13 protein-coding genes and 1 pseudogene are annotated in these 19,581 nt (G+C 70.4%); 10 read left to right on the plus strand and 4 right to left on the minus strand.

Annotation, left to right across the window (positions count from 1 at the left end):
* Nucleotides 1–237: 237 nt before the first annotated feature.
* The 10 genes and pseudogenes from J5Y05_RS30105 to J5Y05_RS30150 form a co-directional block, all read left to right on the plus strand.
* Nucleotides 238–1,332, plus strand: coding sequence for a M4 family metallopeptidase (locus tag J5Y05_RS30105; RefSeq protein ID WP_210876472.1), 1,095 nt, complete (start codon nucleotides 238–240; stop codon nucleotides 1,330–1,332).
* A 21-nt stretch (nucleotides 1,333–1,353) separates the two neighbouring features.
* Nucleotides 1,354–1,620 (plus strand): protealysin inhibitor emfourin, encoded by a 267-nt coding sequence (locus J5Y05_RS30110; protein ID WP_210876473.1) that lies wholly within the window; start codon nucleotides 1,354–1,356, stop codon nucleotides 1,618–1,620.
* 87 nt (nucleotides 1,621–1,707) lie between these two features.
* Entirely contained in the window at nucleotides 1,708–3,036 is a 1,329-nt protein-coding gene (locus J5Y05_RS30115) for a GH1 family beta-glucosidase (RefSeq protein ID WP_210876474.1), read from the plus strand.
* 453 nt (nucleotides 3,037–3,489) lie between these two features.
* The gene (locus J5Y05_RS30120) at nucleotides 3,490–4,569 is read left to right on the plus strand and encodes a PhoH family protein (RefSeq protein WP_210876475.1); all 1,080 of its coding nucleotides are present in this window, start codon (nucleotides 3,490–3,492) and stop codon (nucleotides 4,567–4,569) included.
* Nucleotides 4,570–4,581: 12 nt separating this feature from the next.
* Entirely contained in the window at nucleotides 4,582–5,079 is a 498-nt protein-coding gene (ybeY, locus tag J5Y05_RS30125) for an rRNA maturation RNase YbeY (RefSeq protein WP_210876476.1), read from the plus strand.
* Nucleotides 5,076–6,377 carry a hemolysin family protein gene (locus J5Y05_RS30130; protein WP_210876477.1) on the plus strand — a complete coding sequence of 434 codons (1,302 nt, stop codon included), beginning with the start codon at nucleotides 5,076–5,078 and terminating at the stop codon, nucleotides 6,375–6,377. Before ybeY ends, J5Y05_RS30130 begins: the two co-directional genes overlap by 4 nt.
* The gene (locus J5Y05_RS30135) at nucleotides 6,374–6,733 is read left to right on the plus strand and encodes an MmcQ/YjbR family DNA-binding protein (RefSeq protein WP_210876478.1); all 360 of its coding nucleotides are present in this window, start codon (nucleotides 6,374–6,376) and stop codon (nucleotides 6,731–6,733) included. The genes J5Y05_RS30130 and J5Y05_RS30135 overlap by 4 nt, the downstream gene beginning before the upstream one ends.
* Before the next feature lie 82 nt (nucleotides 6,734–6,815).
* Nucleotides 6,816–7,169 (plus strand): cytidine deaminase-like protein, encoded by a 354-nt coding sequence (locus J5Y05_RS30140; protein WP_210876479.1) that lies wholly within the window; start codon nucleotides 6,816–6,818, stop codon nucleotides 7,167–7,169.
* 119 nt (nucleotides 7,170–7,288) lie between these two features.
* Nucleotides 7,289–8,104 carry an SDR family oxidoreductase gene (locus J5Y05_RS30145; protein ID WP_210876480.1) on the plus strand — a complete coding sequence of 272 codons (816 nt, stop codon included), beginning with the start codon at nucleotides 7,289–7,291 and terminating at the stop codon, nucleotides 8,102–8,104.
* Between the two features lie 237 nt (nucleotides 8,105–8,341).
* Nucleotides 8,342–8,725, plus strand: a pseudogene (locus J5Y05_RS30150) (transposase); the annotation flags it as partial.
* 150 nt (nucleotides 8,726–8,875) lie between these two features.
* On the opposite strand, the gene J5Y05_RS30155 reads toward J5Y05_RS30150, so the two are convergent.
* The 4 genes from J5Y05_RS30155 to J5Y05_RS30165 form a co-directional block, all read right to left on the minus strand.
* Nucleotides 8,876–9,526: a hypothetical protein gene (locus tag J5Y05_RS30155; RefSeq protein ID WP_247615574.1), complete on the minus strand. Its 651-nt coding sequence runs from the start codon at nucleotides 9,524–9,526 to the stop codon at nucleotides 8,876–8,878.
* Complete coding sequence (locus J5Y05_RS32065; RefSeq protein ID WP_247615575.1) at nucleotides 9,487–9,606, minus strand: helix-turn-helix domain-containing protein; 120 nt, start codon at nucleotides 9,604–9,606, stop codon at nucleotides 9,487–9,489. The genes J5Y05_RS30155 and J5Y05_RS32065 overlap by 40 nt, the downstream gene beginning before the upstream one ends.
* A 1,018-nt stretch (nucleotides 9,607–10,624) precedes the next feature.
* Nucleotides 10,625–11,179 (minus strand): Imm1 family immunity protein, encoded by a 555-nt coding sequence (locus J5Y05_RS30160; RefSeq protein ID WP_210876481.1) that lies wholly within the window; start codon nucleotides 11,177–11,179, stop codon nucleotides 10,625–10,627.
* A gap of 75 nt (nucleotides 11,180–11,254) precedes the next feature.
* Nucleotides 11,255–19,159 carry a ricin-type beta-trefoil lectin domain protein gene (locus J5Y05_RS30165; protein ID WP_210876482.1) on the minus strand — a complete coding sequence of 2,635 codons (7,905 nt, stop codon included), beginning with the start codon at nucleotides 19,157–19,159 and terminating at the stop codon, nucleotides 11,255–11,257.
* Nucleotides 19,160–19,581: the final 422 nt, after the last annotated feature.

A 19,581-nucleotide genomic window follows, 5' to 3' on the forward strand; every position in this document is an offset into this window, starting at 1 on the left:
CTACAGGCCCTCGCCGCGGCAGCTAAGGAGAAGCAGCCCGAAAAACATGATGGTCCGCAGCGTAGCGGAGTCGTGCCGGTCACGCGGGTCCGTATCAGTATGCGGGACCAGGGGGGTCACCTGGGCACAAAGTGCCGTATACCACCCAACGGGGCCGCCGGGCCCGCTTGTCACCGCATTTCATCCATCATGGTCGCGGGTGGTGACAGCGCCGTCACGCACTGCGACGATTGTTCCATGCCGACCACACAGCCGACCTCGCCGGCCGCCGGCGGGGGCACCGAGCCCGTCTTCTGCGCCATCGTGCCGCCCCACGTCCTCGACAAGCTCGCCCGGCACGGCGACCCCGTGCTCTCCGGCCCCGCCCGGCGCACCATCCAGCGCGACGCCATCGAGCGCACCCAGCGCAACCTGGCCACCGTCATGGGCGCCGCCGCCGTCGCCCCCCGCGCCGGCGCCGAGCCCGGCAAGCCCCACCGGACCGTCTACGACGCCCGGCACGGCACCGACCTGCCCGGCCGCAAGGTGCGCGCCGAGGGCCAGGAGCCCGGCAAGGACGCCACCGTCAACCGCGCCTACACCGGACTGGGCGCCACCTTCGAGCTGTTCCTGACGGCGTACGGCCGCGACTCCATCGACGGCACCGGCATGCCGCTCGACGCGACCGTGCACTACGACCGCGAGTACAACAACGCCTTCTGGAACGGCGAGCAGATGGTCTTCGGCGACGGTGACGGCGAGATCTTCCTCGACTTCACCCTCCCGATCGACGTCATCGGCCACGAGCTGACCCACGGCGTCACCCAGTACACCGCCAACCTGACCTACTACGGCCAGCCCGGCGCCCTCAACGAGTCGGTGTCGGACGTCTTCGGCTCCCTGATCAAGCAGTACACCCTCGGCCAGACCGCCGCCGAGGCCGACTGGCTGATCGGCGCCGGGCTCCTCGCCCCGCGCGTCACCGGCGAGGCGCTGCGCTCGATGAAGGCCCCCGGCACCGCGTACGACGACGACGTCCTCGGCAAGGACCCCCAGCCCGCCACGATGGACGACTACGTGCGCACCGGCCGGGACAACGGCGGCGTCCACATCAACTCCGGCATCCCCAACCACGCCTTCTACCTCCTCGCCACCGAACTGGGCGGCCACGCCTGGGAGCGGGCCGGACAGATCTGGTACGACGTGCTCACCTCCGGCGCGCTCAAGGAGGACGCGCTCTTCACCGACTTCGCCACCGCCACGGTGCGCGCCGCCCGCGAGCGGTACGGCGACGGCGACGAGAGGGAGGCCGTCGCCAAGGCGTGGGAGCAGGTCGGGGTGCGCACGCTCTGATCGCGTACTAGACACGGACCCATGCGGATTCAGGTAAGGCGTACAGGAGGCTTCGCGGGCATCGAGCGCTTCGCGGAGGTGGAGACCACCGGGCGGGCCGACGCGTCCGAGTGGCACACGCTGGTCGAACGGGCGCTCGCCGACGGCCGGGGCACCCCGCCCGTCGGGGTCCCCGACGGTTTCAGCTACCAGATCACCGTCGACGGGAAGACGGTCTACGCCGCCGACCCCCGGCTCACCGACGAACAGCGCCGGCTCATCTCCCGGGTACTGCGGGAGGGCGCCTGAGGGCGCGGGAAGGGCGTCGGCCGGTTTCGACGCCCTTCCCGCGCACGGGCGTTGACTTCATTACCCGGCGGTACGGATGATCCGCGCATGGTGACTGGACCCAGCACGGCGCCCGACCCGATGCCCCGGTTCCCGGACGGCTTCCTGTGGGGCGTGTCCACCTCGGCCCACCAGATCGAGGGCGCCGCGGACCTGCGCGAGCGCTCCGTCTGGGACGCCTTCGCCGAACGCCCCGGCAGGATCAAGGACGGCTCCACGGCGGCGGTGGCCTGCGACCACTACCACCGCTACCGCGAGGACGTCGCCCTCCTGGCCGGCCTGGGCGTGGACGCCTACCGCTTCTCGGTCTCCTGGCCCCGGGTGAACTCCCCCGGCGGCCTCGACTTCTACGACCGCCTGGTCGACGAGGTGTGCGCGGCCGGCGTCCGGCCCGTGCCCACCCTCTTCCACTGGGACCTGCCCCTCGGCCTGGACTGGCTGGAGCGGGACACCGCGGCCCGCTTCGCCGGCCACGTCTCCGCCGTCGCCGACCGGCTCGGCGACCGCGTCGGCACCTGGATCACCCTCAACGAGCCCGCCGAACACACCCTCCTCGGGCACGCCCTCGGCGTCCACGCCCCCGGCCGGGAGCTGCTCTTCGACGCCCTGCCCGCCGCCCACCACCAGCTCCTCGCCCACGGCCTCGCCGTCCGGGCACTGCGCGCCGCCGGTGCCCGCGACATCGGCATCGCCAACTCGCACGGCCCGGTCTGGCCCGCCTCCGAGGCCCCCGCCGACCGGGAGGCGGCCGGCTTCTACGACCTCCTGCTGAACCGGCTCTTCTCCGACCCCGTGCTGACCGGCCGCTACCCCGAGGGCCTCGCCGAGCTGATGCCGGGCGACGCCGAGGCCGACCTCGCCGTCATCGGCGCACCGCTCGACTGGTACGGCGTGAACTACTACGCGCCGGCCCTGATCGGCGCCCCCGACGGCACCGGCAGCGACCTCGGCGGGGTGCGGGTGCCGGCCGGGCTGCCCTTCTCGGTGCGCGAGATCGAGGGCCGCCCGAGGACCGACTTCGGCTGGCCCGTCGTCCCCGAGGGACTCACCGAGACCCTGACCGGCCTGCGCGACCGCTACGGGGCGAGCCTGCCGCCCGTCCTCGTCACCGAGAACGGCTGCTCCTACGACGGCCTCGACGACCAGGACCGCATCGCCTACCTCGACGGCCACCTCCGCGCCCTGCACCGGGCGCTGGAGGCGGGCGTGGACACCCGGGGCTACTTCGTCTGGTCCCTCCTGGACAACTTCGAGTGGGCCGAGGGGTACGCCCGCCGCTTCGGCCTGGTCCACGTCGACTTCACCACCCAGACCCGCACCCCGAAGGCGTCGTACGCCTGGCTCAGGACGGTGATCGCGGACCAGCACCGACGGTGACGCCTCCGGCGGGGCACCGTAGGCGGGAGCGAGGGCAACGGGCCGGGACCCCGGCGTCCCAGGCCGGGCGTCGGCCAGGCCCGCCCGGCGGACGCCCGGGAGCCCACCGCGACTCGGCACCCGGCGAACGCCCGGGAACCCACCCCGACCCGGTGGCCTGCCGACGCCCGAGAGCCCACCGCACCCCGGCACCCGGCGAACGCCGGGGAGCCCACCCCGACCCGACTCCCGGCGAACGCCCGGGAGCCCACCCCGACCCGACGCCCGGACACACACCGCGGCCCGACGCCCGGCCCCCACGGCGCCCCGCCGGGGGCCGGCGCCCACCGGCCCCCGGCCCCCCGGAAAATCGCCTCGGCACCTCCCGCGGGGAGTCGTAGGCTGGGACGTGGAGACCACACCTGTCACGCGGCCACCGCCGCAGAGGAGGACCGCAGGCCACCGCGCCGGCCCATGACTCAGACACCCTCAGCCCACACCCCCGCGCAGGGGCAGGCCAGAGCACAGATCACCGTCCCCGCACGGCACCCGATGGTCACCGTCCTCGGGTCCGGAGACTCCCTGCTCCGCGTGATCGAGAAGTCCTTCCCCGCGACCGACATCCACGTCCGGGGCAACGAGATCAGCGCCGTCGGCGACGCCCACGAGGTCGCGCTCGTCCAGCGCGTCTTCGACGAGATGATGCTGGTGCTGCGCACCGGGCAGCCGCTGACGGAGGACGCGGTGGAACGGTCGATCGCCATGCTCAAGGCGAGCGAGAACGGGGAGAACGACGGCCAGGAGAGCCCGGCCGAGGTGCTCACCCAGAACATCCTCTCCTCCCGGGGCCGCACCATCCGCCCCAAGACGCTCAACCAGAAGCGGTACGTCGACGCGATCGACAAGCACACCGTCGTCTTCGGCATCGGCCCCGCCGGCACCGGCAAGACCTACCTGGCCATGGCCAAGGCCGTGCAGGCCCTCCAGTCCAAGCAGGTCAACCGCATCATCCTGACCCGCCCCGCGGTCGAGGCCGGCGAACGCCTCGGCTTCCTGCCGGGCACGCTCTACGAGAAGATCGACCCATACCTGCGCCCGCTCTACGACGCGCTGCACGACATGATCGACCCCGACTCGATCCCCCGCCTGATGGCGGCGGGCACCATCGAGGTCGCCCCCCTGGCGTACATGCGCGGCCGGACGCTCAACGACGCCTTCATCATCCTGGACGAGGCCCAGAACACGAGCCCCGAGCAGATGAAGATGTTCCTCACCCGGCTCGGCTTCGACTCGAAGATCGTGATCACCGGTGACGTGACCCAGGTCGACCTGCCCGGCGGCACCAAGTCCGGTCTGCGCCAGGTCCAGGAGATCCTGGAGGGCGTCGAGGACGTCCACTTCTCCCGGCTCTCGTCGCACGACGTCGTACGCCACCGGCTGGTGGGCCGTATCGTCGACGCCTACGAGCAGTACGACAGCAGGAACGGCACCGGCGACGGCGTCCAGCCGGACGCCCACCCCCAGGGGCGCGGTGCCAAGGCCAAGGGGAAGTAGACCAGCACGACCATGTCGATCGACGTCAACAACGAATCCGGAACCGAGGTCGACGAGCAGGCGATCCTCGACATCGCCCGCTACGCGCTCACGCGGATGCGCATCCACCCGCTCTCCGAACTCTCGGTGATCGTCGTGGACGCCGACGCCATGGAGCAGCTCCACATCCAGTGGATGGACCTGCCCGGACCCACCGATGTCATGTCCTTCCCGATGGACGAGCTGCGCCCGCCGGCCAAGGACGAGGAGGAGCCCCCGCAGGGGCTCCTCGGCGACATCGTGCTGTGCCCGGAGGTCGCCGCCCGCCAGGGCGAGGAGGCGCCGACCGGGCACACCATGGACGAGGAGCTGCAACTGCTCACCGTCCACGGTGTGCTGCACCTCCTCGGCTACGACCACGAGGAGCCGGACGAGAAGGCCGAGATGTTCGGCCTCCAGGCCGCCATCGTGGACGGCTGGCGCGCGGAGCGGGGCCTGACCGGCCCGTCCCCGGCGCCGACCGTGTCATGAGCCCGTCCCTCATCGCCGGGGCGGTCGCCCTGGTGGTGGTCGCCTGGCTCGCCGCGTGCGCGGAGGCGGGACTCGCGCGGGTCTCCAGCTTCCGCGCCGAGGAGGCCGTACGGTCCGGGCGACGCGGCAGCGCCAAGCTGGCCCGCGTCGCCGCCGACCCGACCCGCTACCTCAACGTGGCGCTGCTGGTCCGGGTGGCCTGCGAGATGGCCGCCGCCGCGCTGGTCACCTACGCCTGCCTGCGCGAGTTCGACGGCACCGGCAAGGCGCTGGTGATCGCCATCGCGGTGATGGTGCTGGTGTCGTACGTCGCCGTCGGGGTCTCCCCGCGCACCATCGGCCGCCAGCACCCGCTGAACACCGCGACGGCGGCGGCGTACGTCCTGGTGCCGCTCGCCCGGATCATGGGCCCGGTGCCCTCGCTGCTCATCCTCCTCGGCAACGCGTTCACCCCCGGGCGGGGGTTCCGCCGGGGGCCGTTCGCCTCGGAGGCGGAGCTGCGGGCGCTGGTCGACCTCGCGGAGAAGGAGTCGCTGATCGAGGCCGAGGAGCGCAAGATGGTGCACTCGGTCTTCGAACTGGGTGACACGCTGGTGCGCGAGGTGATGGTGCCGCGCACCGACCTCGTGGTCATCGAGCGGTACAAGACCATCCGGCAGGCGCTCACCCTCGCCCTGCGCTCCGGTTTCTCCCGCATCCCGGTGACCGGCGACAGCGAGGACGACGTGGTGGGCGTCGTGTACCTGAAGGACCTGGTCCGCCGCACGCACATCAACCGCGACGCGGAGAACGAGCTGGTCACCACGGCCATGCGGCCCGCGTACTTCGTCCCGGACACCAAGAACGCGGGCGACCTGCTGCGCGAGATGCAGAAGGAGCACAAGCACGTCGCCGTCGTCATCGACGAGTACGGCGGCACGGCCGGCATCGTCACCATCGAGGACGTCCTGGAGGAGATCGTCGGCGAGATCACCGACGAGTACGACCGGGAGCTGCCGCCGGTGGACGCCCTCGGCGAGGGCCGGTTCCGGGTCATCTCCCGGCTGGACCTGGGCGACCTGGGCGAGCTGTACGGCCTGGAGTTCGACGACGAGGACGTGGAGACGGTCGGCGGCCTGCTGGCGAAGGCGCTCGGCCGGGTGCCGATCGCGGGCGCCTCGGCCGTGGTCGAACTGCCCGACGGACGGGAACTGCGGCTGACCGCGGAGTCCGCGGCGGGCCGGCGGAACAAGATCGTGACGGTGCTGGTGGAGCCGGTCGGCACGGCGGCCCCCGAGACGGCGGAGGCGGCTGAGTGACACCGGAGGGGCTGCGCGCGTTCTGCCTGTCGTTCAACGCGGCGGTGGAGGAGTTTCCCTTCGGACCGGAGGCGTCGGTCTTCAAGGTGCTGGGCAAGATGTTCGCCCTCTCCCGCCTGGACGCGCGCCCGCTGACGGTCAACCTCAAGTGCGACCCGGACGACGCGGTGCGGCTGCGCGCCGAGTACGAGGGCCTGATCGCGCCGGGCTACCACATGAGCAAGCGCCACTGGAACACGGTCACGGCCGACGGGGCGCTCCCCGACCGCCTCGTCCGCGAACTGACGGAGGACTCCTACGACCTGGTGGTGGCGGGCCTGCCGCGCGGGGAACGACTCCGGCTGGGGCGGGGGTAGGGACGCTTGCCGCTTGCCGCTTGCCGGGGCGGGGTCGGGCCCACGGGGCGATGACCTCCCGTCCGCTACGTATGCTCGGCTCATGACCGACAGCAGCGCGCTCGACCCCGAGGACCGCAAGATCATCGCCCTGGCCCGTACCACCCGGGCCCGCAACGGCGTGCCCGAGGGCGCCGCCGTACGCGACGAGACCGGCCGCACCTACGTCGCCGGCACCGTCACCCTGGACTCCCTGAAGCTCAGCGCCCTGCGTACCGCCGTGGCGATGGCGGTGGCGTCCGGCGCGACGTCCCTGGAGGCGGCGGCCGTGGTGACGGAGGCGGAATCGGCGTCCCCCGAGGACCTGGCCGCGGTCCGCGACCTGGGCGGCGCGAAGACCCCGGTCCTCCTGGCCGCTCCGGACGGCACGGTCCGGGAGACCGTGACGGCGGGCTGACGAGCCGGGGGCGAGGCGTCGACAGGCCGGACGAGGTCCGACGGGCGGGCGCAGGTGAGGAGCGGGCACGCGGAAAAGCGGTTGCCCCGAAGCCCCACCTCCACCGACGATCTCCCTCTGTGACGACACGACCCCCCGCCCCCACTCACCCCACTCCCGATCACTCCACCCCCGATAACCCCACCCCCCGCCCCCTGGCCCTGATCACCGGCGTGGGCCGCACGGTGGGCATCGGCGCGGGCATCGCCCGGAGCCTGGCCGAGGCGGGCTGGGACATCGCCTTCACCTACTGGACGCCCTACGACGACCGCATGACCTGGGGCAGCGAACCCGGTGCCCGGCTGACGATCGCCGGGGAACTGGCCGGGCACGGCGCGGCGACGCTGGCCGTCGAGGCCGACCTCGCGGACCCGGAGACTCCGGCGCGCGTCTTCGACGAGGTGGAAAGCGCCCTGGGCCCGGTGACGGCCCTGGTGATGTGCCACTGCGAGTCGGTCGACTCGGGCCTGCTGGACACGACGGTCGACAGCTTCGACCGGCACTTCGCGGTCAACGCCCGTGCGCCGTGGCTGCTGATCCGCGAGTTCGGCCGCCGCTTCTCGGGCACGTGGGGCAGCGGCCGGATCATCAGCCTGACCAGTGACCACACCGTGGGGAACCTCCCCTACGGCGCGAGCAAGGGCGCCCTGGACCGCATCACCCTGGCCGCCGCACACGAACTCGCCCACCTGGGCATCACCGCCAACGCGGTCAACCCGGGCCCGGTGGACACCGGCTGGATGACGGCGGACCTCCGCGCCGAACTCACCCGCCAAACCCCCCTACGCCGCCTGGGCACCCCCCAGGACACCGCCCACCTGGTCACCTTCCTCTGCTCCCAGGAGGGCCAATGGCTCAACGCCCAACTCCTCCAAACCAACGGCGGCTTGCCCTGAACCCCCAACACGACCACGCCCACACAAGGCCCCAGCCAAAAGGCAGAACCCTGAGATCCCCTGAGGACTCCTCCGTCGTGGTGCCCAGCCGGGTGCCGGCGTCGATCTGGTCCTGCCTTACTCACGTTGCGCAGGGTCTCGGTCGTGCCGATGCCCAGTTTCTGGGCGGCCACTTTCATCGCGGCCCACTCGGTGCCGTACTCCGGCCGCACAACGGCGCAGCTCAAGCGGTTACGGGGTGACGCCCCACATCCGATTCCCGTGCTGGAGGAAATCCGTGTGCCTCGGCCGGACGGCGGACACCCACGCACTCGACCCGACCACCTTGAGGGCGACAAAGCCTACTCGTCGCGCCGCAACCGTCGTTACCTGCGGCGACGCCACATCAAGCACACCATTCCGGAACCCAAAGACCAGCGGGCTAACCGACAACGCCGCGGCAGCAAGGGTGGTCGTCCGACCGGATTCAACAAAGACATCTACAGGCGTCGCAATGAAGTGGAGTGAACGATCAACCGGCTCAAGACCTTCCGCGCGGTCGCAACCCGCTATGACAGGCGAGCCGACATATTCCATGGCACCGTCGCGGTCGCCTCGATCCGGCTGTGGCTCTGCACCTGAGACGGAGTCGCTCGCTCCCAATACACCGCTTACATGAGAGGGCGATTGGACGCCGAGTACTCATCTGCGATGTTGAAGACACTGGCACATTGCGGACATTCCGCCCGTCCAAAGAGATGGGTGATTCCGTCGGCGAGCACGGCTTTCCCATCACGGACGGCGGTCTCGTGCATCCAACGACCGATGCCGGAGAGCCCCTCGGGGGACGCCGGCCTCAGGTCGCGTTGGTCCACGTCGCCCAGGCTCCAGTGGGCGGCGAGGGCTTCCGCCTCGTCCAGGCGTCCCTGGCACAGGAGCAGCCAGCACATGCCGATCACGCCGGATGCTGCCGTCCGGGTGTCTGCGGGCACGGCGGGCGTCGGTGATCGCCCCGGCCAGAGCGGTGTAGCCGAGGTCGTACTGCCGGGCCTGCGTCAGGTACTGCCCTGCCAGTTGCAGGGCTTCTGCTCGGGCCAGAAGCACCTGGCGGTGCTCCTCGCCGTTGTCGCAGTAGGCGACCGCACTGTTGGCGTCTCGTAGGAGGCCAGGAAGTTGAGAGGCGACGCTCTTGTAGCTGTCGGAGTGGTGCAGCACCGCGCCGTCATGCACCGCCCGGCGGAAGCGGCGCACGTTCGGCTCTTCCTCGCCAGCCTCGCCGCCCGTCTCGGCCAGCCCGACCGGCGGGGTCAGGGCGGCCCGCAGTTCGATGAGGTTAACGCGGCTCGCATCCTCGCTTCGGCCCACCGGTTGCGGAGCATCCGGAGCCAACAGCGTTGCCGTGGTCACCTCCAGTGCGCGGGAGAGGGCGTGCAGCGTCTCCATGCGGACCGTCGGCCCTGCTCCACCTTGCGCACCGTGCCCGGTGACGCGCCTGCGGCATGGGCCAGTTCCTCCGGGCTCATCCCGGCCCGACGCCGTACTTGCGGACGTTATCGGCCAGCTCCGTGAGTTCCGTAGCCACCTGCTCACCACCTCCAGCGCCACAACACGCCGGACGGACGTATCAACCGGTGGCTATCCGGCAGATACCCGCCACAGAGCGATCACCACCCCGGGCGAGGCCAAGGCTCCGGCAGGACCGGGGCCTGAGCGGGAGGGGTCCCTCGTCGGTCGGGCAGCTTCGCCGAACCAGGGTTCCCCGGGGGCCGCCAAGGCTCACTTCGTGACGCGTGCGCTCGACCTTGGCGACCCCCGGGGGGTTCCTGGTACGCCTCCGGTGACCGGGCGGCGAGGGACCCCACCCGCGACCCGCGACCACTCACCACGACGAAGCCTCACCCGACATTCGGCCCCCTGCCCCTCGGAGTGAGGGCCGGGGTGGGGTCTGGGGCGGAGCCCCTGAAATGGGTTCGCTGTACGGCTATTGTGCGCCCGGACCGGCGGGGCCGACGGCAAGCGGGGCGGAGACAAGAGCGGGCGGCGGCCCCGCAGGGCCGGAGCGCGCGGCCCACGGCAGCGGACCGCCTTGATCCAGTAAAAAAACTCTGAACAGCTCACCCACTGGCCCCCGCTCTGTGCGGCCCAGCGGCCGATCTGCCGGACTGCCGAAGGACGCTGTTGCCGCCGCTTCCTCGACTGAGCCAGTGCGGCTTCCAGCTTCTCGCGTGGTCACAGGGCCTTCTGCAGCGTCCTCGTCCGCTGGCGTTGCCGCAACCCTGGGTATTCAGCGGAATTGGGGTCCTGACGCCGCGATAGCAGAAACGTGCCGTTGACCGCCGTTGACCTGCAAGGATGTGAGTGTCGAAGTCCTATCCGCTGCAGAGAGCAAGGCACCTTTCTGGTGGTTGAGCGTACAGGGTGGGACCGTCGGCTGTCGGTGGTAGCCGACGGGAAAAACTGATCTGGCATGCGGGGGCGGTGCTGCTGCGTCGGTGTGCGGACCGGACGGGGCTGACGGAGCCACTGTCCTCATTTCGTGCCTCAGAACGGAGAGCTGTCCTCCGCGCTCTCAAGCCTATTAACTATGGGATCCCGATCCAAGCGCTGGCCATTGAAGTACCCCTCAATCCAGTTGACACACCCAGGTCGGTCTCCGGTTCCAGTTTCACAGAATTCTTCCAATGCCTTGCGCACCCGAGAAAGTGGAAGGGCGCTATATGGATCATGGAAAAGCGGATAGCCTGGATCCGAGATGAGCTGCGGATCAAAGTTGGGCGGCTGCGGATTGTCCGAGATCCATACGGAGTCGTAAATACCCCCTTTCCTAGGACTCTTCATCGTTACCCCCCAGACAAGAGCCCCGAAGCCGGTCGACCTGTTGATCGCCACCTGGAGAAGGTTATCTGCGACCTGATTCTCGTCGGTATGAGGAGTTTTAGAGAGGGATAGCGAAACATTAAACCCCGTCACCGAAGAATTACTACTCACACTCGACCCGAGCCCACCATCATCAAAAATCAGGGAAATCAATCTAGACATTTCACCTGAATTATCGGCGTGGCGCCATGCTCGATCAATAAAAACATTGAGAATCACGGATAAACTCCTTGGAATTTCACGAAAGCTGCAGGGGAGCGCCTCGCCAAGCGCCCCCCTGAATGCTCGTAGCACTTATCCCTGAGCTCGACCTCGCAGTCGAGTCATAGTCATGACGCCATCGTCGCCTCGGTAGTGAACTCGCAACTCATACCCAACAGGCAGGAGGAGCGAAACTGCAGTCTGACATGAGTACGGCCCCCCGCAGGGGCCACTGCGGTGATTAATCACCAGGTCCATCGACCTTCTACCTCGAGACACCATGTGCCAGGCGATTTTGGCTTCCACATGCGTGGCCGCATTAAAACCACCAGACCTAGGGTAGTCGGGTGCGACGTAGGAAAGATATGCGTCGATCTGATCTGCAATCGCACCACCACCACTCCGCACCTGGTGACCTACAGGAGTCGCAGTGCCATCCTCGGCGATGTCGACGACCTGACCCACTGTCGGATCGCGATCGCCACGGACCGGAAGGCTGGACTCAACACTTCCGACACCGCAATTGTGAACGAGGACCGTTTCGCTCCCCGCCAGCACATAGTACGTGTGGAGGTCGCTGATGGTGAGGTTGTGGACTGCTGTTGTGGGGGTTGTCCAGCGGGCGATGGCGGTGATTTGGACGTGGGTGCCTGCGCTGGTCTGGAGCCATTGGCCGGGGCGGAGGTCTGTCGCGTCGATCCACTCGTCGAGTTCCGGGACCCAGAACGGGTGGCCGTCGGTCGCGGTGACCTCGGCCGTTTTCGGGCCGGCCGGGGCGTCGGTGGCGATGGTGACCTTGACCAGGTGCTTCAGGCCCTCGCCCTTGATCTCGGCGGTGACCGTCTCGACGCGCTTCTCGCCGCTCTCCGGGTCGGTGGCGACGACCTTGTCGCCCACCTCGACCTCTTCGATCGGCTTGGAGGTGCCGTCCGCCATCAGGACCCTGGTGCCGGGGACGAAGCTGTTGCACCCCGGGCCGTCCTCCACCTTCCCGGCGCCACCGCTTCCGCTGGAGCCGCCCTTGTTGCGGGAGGAACCCCCGGAATCGCCGCCCGGTTTGGCGGCTCCCGAACTCTTCCCGCCGCCTCCCGAACTCTTGCCGGAGGACGCGGAGGAGACCTTCGGCGCTGCCTTGGCCTGGGCCTGTTTCTGAACCGGGCTGCCGGTCTTCTTGGTCTTGGCGACCGCCTTGTCGGTGGTTCTCTTCGCCTGTTCGGCGGCCTTCTTCTTGGCGCGTTGCGCGGCTTCCTTCTTCGCCTTCTCGATCGCCGCCTTCTTCGCCTTCAGCGCCGCCGCCTCGGCCGCCTTCGCGGCCTTGAGGACGCCCTCCGCGGCCTTCTTCGCCGTACGGAAGGACTGGATGGCGCTGATCGTGCGCTTGACGGCCTTCAGCACCGACGGGATCTTGCCGAGCTTGGCCCACGGGATGGCGCCGACGATGAGGCTGCCGCAGGACCACATGTCGCCGCCGAAACAGGCGAGCGCGTCGTTGATGCCGATGAAGTCCTTCAGCGTCGCCCAGGCGACGGAGAGGATCACCGAGGTCAGCGACTTGCCCATGGTGGCGTGTGCCTGGGCGACCTGGGCCGCGGACAGGCCCGCGCCCGCCAGGGCCGCCGCCTGTTCCGAGGCGGTCAGGGAGATGGCCAGCCCCGTCGGGTCGGACATCGTCACCGGGTTGTTGTGCGCGTAGGCGTACCCGTTGGACTGGAGGCGGTCGTTGAGGTCCAGGACCGGGTCGGCGGAGAGGAAGCGCCCGACGACCGGGTCGTACAGGCGGGCGCCCAGCGGCTGGTAGCCGGAGGCGTCGTCCCGGGTGGCGCCCAGGAAGCCGGTGTGGCTCTGGAAGTTGACGCCGGCGGTGTCGACGCCGCGCTGGTTGCCGAACGGGTCCTGCTTGCGGATGCGCACCGGCATCTCGCCGTTGAGCACCACTTCCGCGTAGGTGCTGCCCTGGTGGTCGCCGGCGAGCGCGACGAGGCTCTCGCTCGCCGTGCCGAAGGAGTGGCGCATGACCGCGCCGCCCGGGGCCGCGTAGGTGCGCTGGGTGTTGACCAGGGTGCCGCCGCGCTGGACGGTGACCTCGGACTCGCCCAGGTGGAGCGTGGCCTGCTTGCCCTTGACGGTCAGCAGGCGTGAGCCGTCGGGGCCGTAGAGGTGACGGGTGTCGTTCTGGGGCGCCCACTGCTGCTCGGCCTTGGTGGCGTCGCAGGCGGCCAGCACGACCGGGGTCGAGTTCGCCGGGTCGGCGCCCTTGACCGCGTAACACAGGCCGGAGGAGAGGTGCTTCAGCTCGCCGGAGGTGCTCCGCTTCAGCTCCTGCCCGGCCGAGCCGTCGCACTTGCGGAGCTGGACCGCCGACCCGGCGGTGTTGCCGACCGGCTGGGCGCACCAGTTGTCGTAGATGGCGAGCGTGCCCCGGTCGGGGTCGTTCTGGCCGGGGCCGACGGTGAAGCGCCAGTTCTGGGCCGGGGAGGTGTTGCAGCCGTAGAGCTGGACCACGGTCCCGGCGGTCGTCGTGCCGCCCTTCAGGTCGAGGCACTTGTCCGCGAGGCCGACGTACGGGGTCCGGCCGCCGGTGCCCTGGCCCTTGATCCGGTCGACCTGGCCGTCGTAGGTCCAGGTCAGTTCCTGTTTGTCGCCGTTGTCGGCGGAGGTGACGGACCTGGTCTCGCCGGTGGGTTCGTACAGGCGCCGCGCCTCGGCGGTGATCTGGGCGCCCTGGAGGGTGGTGTAGGCCCTGGTGACCTTGGTCAGCGTGTGCGGCTGGGTGCCGTCGGCCTTGCCGTAGGCGTAGGCGGTGGTGGCGTCCTTGGCGGTGTCGCCGGTGAGGTCCTTCTCGGTGAGCTTGGTGCGGTTGCCGACGAGGTCGTACTCGTACTCCTGCCAGTAGCCGGAGTTGTCCTTGCCGGCGGAGACCCGCGGGGTGCCGTCGCTGCCCTTGGGGGCGGTGCAGGCGGTCTGGTCCTTGGCTGTCCAGGCCGTCTTGAGCTGGCCGAGGGGGTCGTACGCGAAGCACTGCCGTTCCTCGATGCCGGTCGAGTGCTCCCGGATCGAGGTGACGTTGCCCGCGGGGTCGTAGGCGTAGGAGCGGCGGGAGACGAGGTGGCCGCCGACCAGGGTCTTGTCCCCGGTCTGCTCGCGGTGGACGGAGTGTTCCCTCAGCTCGCCGCTGGACTCGTCGAACGAGTTCTGCGTCCACACCCGGTACGGCTGCGCGCCGAGTGTCGAGCGCAGCACCTGGCCGTAGGAGTCGTAGACGGTCTCGGCGCCGTACCAGTCCTTGCCGGAGACGGAGAGGGGGTTGCCGTCCTTGTTGTAGCGGACGACGAGTTTCTCGGCGGCGAAGCGGCCGATCGCCGGCAGCGACGCCTCCTTCAGCTTGCCGGTGTCGTCGTAGGTGTAGCCGTAGGTGTACGAGGACTGAAGGCCCCAGGTGCCGGTGATGCTCTGCGGCAGCGTCAGCGTGGTGGAGGTGGGCTGGTAGTCCTTGGTGTAGCCGTCGATCCTCTGGGTGTACGGCTCGCCGTCGGTGTGGCGGGTGGCGCGGGCCGGCATGCCCTTGCCGCCGGGGGCCGAGTCGTAGGTGAGGTCGGACAGCAGGGTGCCGGTGGGGCCGTCGAGGCGCTGCTGGGTGGGGCGGGAGAGGGCGTCGTAGCCGTTCCAGACCGTGATGCCGCGGGCGTTGGTGGTGGTCAGCGGCCGGTCGAGGTGGTCGTAGGTGACGCGGGTGGTACCGGTGTCCGGGTCGGTGGCGGAGGTCTGCCGGCCGCGGTGGTCGTAGGCCCAGCTCCACGGGTGGGCGGTGTCGGCGGAGCCGGTCGCCTTCACCAACTGGCCGTGCCGGTCGTACGTGTAGCGCAGGGAGGTGAAGCCGCCGGGCGCGGCCGGGTCGAAGGTGTCGACGCGGCTGGTGCGGCCGAGGGCGTCGGTGTAGACGCGGTAGGAGGAGGCGCCGGAGGGGTTGAGGACCGTGGACCAGTCCTGGCCGTACTCGTAGCGGGTGGCGCGCTCGGGGACGGGCTGGGAGGTGGTCTCGCGGGTCAGCGGGTCCTCGACCTTGAGGACGGGTGTCTCCTGCACCACGCGGCCCATGCCGTCGTAGGCGTAGCGGGTGATGTTGGGGACGGCGGTGTCGGCGAGCGGGGCGAAGAGTTCGCCGGGCGTGGCCTCGTGGGTGAGGTAGGCGTTGTTGGTCTGCCAGACCTCGCCGGAGCTGTTGTAGAGGGTGTCGGTGATCAGGTGGCCGCCGCCGTCGGCTTCCTCCTGGGTCTGGCGTTCGCGGCCGAGGCCGTCGTAGAGGGTGACGGTGGTCTCGACGCGGTCCTGGTGGCCGCGGGTGAGGGTGGTGACGTGGGGCGGCTTGCGGTCCGGGTTGTCCGGGTCGTAGGCCGGGATGGTGTAGACGGCGCGGAAGTCCGGGACGGTGCCGCTCGCCGGGGTGCGGCCGGGGGCCCACGCCTCGACGAGGCGGCCCAGCGGGTCGTACGCCGCCACGCTGACGTGGCCGTTGGCGTCCGTCGCCTTCAGGGTGGTGGAGCGGCCGGGGTCGAGTTCCTGCTTCTGGGTGTGGCCGAGGGTGTTGGTCTCGGTGATCTCGAAGACCTGGCCGGTGGCGGGGGTGTAGGCGAGGGTGCCGGACCTGCCGTCCGGGTCGGTCTGCCTGACCACGCGGCCGATGGCGTCGAAGGCGCTGGTGCCGTCGGTCTGGAAGCCGGTGCCGGCGCCGTCGAGGGACCAGGTCTGAGTGGCCAGGCCGCGGGTGCCGTCGCCGAGGGCGGTGCCGTACCCCGTGCCGTCGTAGGCGGTGCGGGTGGCGCCGCTGAGCGTGCTCAGGTCGGCGAAGTCGGCGTCGGCGCAGGTGGTGGGCGAGACGAGGACCTGCTTGGTGAGGCCGATGAGGTGTTTGCCGGTGTGGTGGAGGTATTCCAGCCGGGTGCAGGACTCGTCGCCGCCGCGGCCGGTGTCGCCGAGCGACTCGACGAGGGTGGGCAGGCCGTGGACCGGGTCGTAGGTGGTGTGGGTCCTGACGGCCCGTTCGGTGCGGTCGTCGTCGCCGGTGCCGGAGGACTTGGTGTGGGCGCTCTCGCCGGGTTCGGTGACGCGCCATGCGCGCAGCGGGCTCAGGCCGTCGTCGCGGTCGCGGCGGGCCAGTTCGGTGGCGGCGGGGACGGTGACGCTGCGGGAGAGCCAGTCGGTGTCGGCGTCGGAGGCTTCGGTGTAGGTGAGTTCCTCGGCGACGCGGCCGGCGAACGCCTCGTGGTCCTTGGCGATCTCGGCGCCGGTGATGTCCTTGACCGGGACGGTGTCGCCCATGCCGCGGAAGTAGCGGGTGACGGCCTTGGACTTCTTGCTGCCGATGGCCTCGTCGTTCGCCCCGGTGATCACCGTGGTCTGTTCGAAGCCGGCGAACTGCGAGTAGGTGCGGGTGGCCTTCTTGGTGAACTCGGCCTCGGCGAGCCGCCAGCCGGCGTTCTGGTAGGCGTAGGCGGTGCGGGTGCTGAACGCGCCGTCGACGTTGGGGAGTTCCTCGATGGACTCGACGACGTACTTGTGGAACCAGTCGATGTCCTCGACCTCGGGGTCGGGGTGCCAGAAGGACGGGTAGCACAGGCGCGTGTTGGACCTGAGGGCGGCGGTGTTCGTCTTGCCGGGCAGTCCGGTGCCGGTGGCGCAGTCGCCGGCGGGCGGCCGGTAGGTGACGACGGTCTCGCCGCCGTACTCGTTGATGACGCGGGCCATGCGCAGCCGGGAGAAGCCGGGGCGGGCGTCGTCGGGCCGCGTGACCCGGTTGGGCATGTCCTCGGCGTTGGACTCGAAGCGCACCGCGTTGAGGGTGACGGTGCCGCCGTCGGCGCCCGGCCGGGCGTGGCCGGTGCGCTGGACCGACTCCAGCCACAGGGCGGTGTTGGGGCCGGTCCGCAGGACGGGGAAGCTCTGCTTGAGCCGGTAGGTGTCCACGGTGTGCCGGGCGGTGGTGCCGGTGGTGCGCTGGGCCGAGGTGGTGATCTCGGTCAGGCGCTTGCGGGACCAGAAGGTGGGTCCGGCGTTCCAGCACTTCTTGCCGGCCTCGCAGCGCAGGTCGGCCGGGGTGTCGTACCAGATGCGGTACTTGCCCGGGTCCTTGTCGGTGAAGTTCGCCTCGGAGCAGGTGAGCGAGGACTCCGCGAGGCAGCGTTCGGCGACGGTGAAGGAGACGCGGGCGGGGGCGGTGTCGGTGAAGAGGGTGCCGGCGCGCTGGCCGTAGTCGATGTGGCTCAGGTAGCCGCCGCGGTCGTAGACGACGGGCGCCTTGAAGTTGAAGTTGCGGGCGTAGTGGTTCTGTTCCCGCTTCCACCACAGGGACATGGCGTTGCCGTGGACGTCCTCGACGTAGTCGAGGTTCCAGCGCCATGCCTGGGTGCACCAGGAGCCGGCCCAGTCGCCGGCCTTGTGGCAGTCCTCGCCGGAGTGGTTGCCGTAGACGGGGACGGTGAGGACGGAGTCGGTGACGGGCTGTCCGGCGGTCCAGCCGGGGAGCCGGTGCCGGCCGAAGTGGTAGCGGGTGCCGTCGCGGGTGGTGACGACCCAGTACTCGCCGTCCTTCGCGCCGTTGGCGGTGGCGGAGTTCTGGACGCGTTCGACGCGGGAGCCGTCGCCGTTGGCGGTGAACCACTTCTTCTGGTCCTTGTCCCAGACCAGTTCGGTGGTGCTGCCGCCGAGGGAGAGGGTGGCGTTGTCGGAGCCCCAGCACAGGTCGGCCGTGCGGTGGGTGGCGTTGTTGGCGCCCGGCTTCTTGGAGTCCTCGCGGCAGTTGGCGTAGGTGCGGGTGATGGAGCCGGGCTGGTAGTCCCAGCCGTCGCCGATCCAGGACGCCTGGTTGTTGGTGGCGGAGGTGCGGCCGTCGACCGACTGGGAGGAGTAGCCGAGGGAGACCGTGGGCATCAGGCCGCCGGCGGTCTCGGGGACCTGGACCTGGTAGGCGTAGGTGAAGGCGCCCGAGGAGGCGCCGGCCGACCAGGAGCCGGAGGAGAGCAGCGGGGTGGCGGTGAAGTCGCCCGCGGCGGAGGCGCCGGTGTCCATGGCGCCGACGACCTGGGGGCCGGAGGCGTCGACGGCCTGGAGGGCGGCGGTACGGACGGAGGCGCCGCCGGTACCGGGGGAAGTACGGGCGGAGGCACCGTCCGTGCGGGAGGCGGTACGGACGGAGGCAGTACGGGCGGAGGCACCCTCCGTGCCGGAGGCGGTCCGGGGGGCCGGGTCGCCGCCGAGCAGGCCGGCGACGGGGACGGTGCCGGACAAGACCCGGTGGGTGGAGGTGCCGCCGGGGGCCTTCGCCTCGGTGGGCGCGTCCTTGGCGGGCACCAGTTCCACGGTGCTGGGCAGGCGGCGGGCGCCCTCGCCGTCCGGCGTGCCCGACATGGTCTGGGTGCCGCCCTCGGCGGCGCAGTCGCCGCTGTCGGGTGAGGTCAGCACGCACTCGGGCAGCAGCACCAGGCCGAAGCGGTCGGCGGCCTGGGGACCGTAGAGGTCGGCGAAGGAGGTGGTGTCGACGGCGAGCGCGACCTGGGCGTCCGGGTCGGCGCCGGCGGGCGGGGTGACCTGCATGATCAGCCCGGCGACCCCGGCGTCCTGGGAGGCGGCCGGCGCGGCGAGGTCGACCTTCCACTCGCCGGCGATCGCGGCCGGGTCGGTGCCGTCGGGCACGCCGAGCGCGACGGGCAGCCCGTTGGAGACCGGGACGGTGGTGCCGGGGGCGGTGGCGGAGGTGAGCGTCGCGGTGCCGCTGTTCTCGGTCCAGGGGGTGACGGCCTCGGGCGCGTAGGGGTCGACGGGGACCTCGGGCGCGGTCGTCAGGTTCTTCTCGGCCTCTTCGTCGCCCTCGACGGAGGTGCTCTCCGGGAGGTCGGGAAGGTCGACCTCCTGCTCGCGGCTCATGCCGGGGCCGGGTATCGCCCACGCCTCCGCGCCGAGGGTGGTCACCGTCAGCGTCGAGGACAGCAGGAGGACGGTCGCCATGCGACCCCGCCGGCGGCGCCGTCGTTGAGACTCCGTCAGGGCGAGGCGACTGCGCCCCAGCCAGGACAGCGGACCTTGAGCACGCATGCGCGTCGACTCCCACCCAGGCGGTACGTAACGCGCTGACTCTCTGTCATGAGCGCCACACGCCACAAGATCGCCGAGGTGGGGCCGGAAAAGGTTGTAGTGAGTTGCCTCACGCCGCAAACAGGGGCACCGCGCACCCTCGGGACCAACGCGGATTCCGGTGAAAGCGCGCCCTTATGCGCGTAGTTCAGGTGACCAAATGCCACAGGACCGGCACCGGCGACCGAGAGTCGACACGTGCCGCACGCATAGTCACAACTTCATAAATTCTCCACCCATGGACCGGGCCGTGAAGAACGTGTGATCGTGTGCGCGCCCATGCCCCGCGGCCTGCC

The organism is Streptomyces tagetis (genome assembly GCF_018069565.1).
Taxonomy (GTDB): Bacteria; Actinomycetota; Actinomycetes; order Streptomycetales; family Streptomycetaceae; genus Streptomyces; species Streptomyces tagetis.